This is a genomic window from Pseudomaricurvus sp. ABR4_320 (assembly GCF_056159445.1).
In genome coordinates, this window is the sequence record NZ_JBSWVF010000131.1 from 1 (window position 1) to 243 (window position 243).

A 243-nucleotide genomic window follows, 5' to 3' on the forward strand; every position below is an offset into this window, starting at 1 on the left:
TAAGCTGTTGAGTATATGGTCATAAATGCGACCTACACTCAGACTGTTATCCGGTAAACCAAAGTAGTTTCTGAAGCCGGCTATCTTGCGCTTTAATTCAGGCATCCACTGATCCAGCCGCCGGTGGCGGTTGGCTTTGATCCACTGATAAAAGCTTTGCAAGGTTGCCTTGTGTTTCTTGGGGGCGGTCTTCCGTCTGAGCCGTGGCTCACCCGTGAAGTCCACTTCCCAGTAGAAACGAAA

The 243-nt window shown here is 49.8% G+C and carries 1 pseudogene; it reads right to left on the reverse strand.

From position 1 onward, the window contains the following. Positions 1-243: pseudogene (locus tag ACXAFR_RS27685) on the reverse strand (group II intron reverse transcriptase/maturase); the annotation flags it as partial.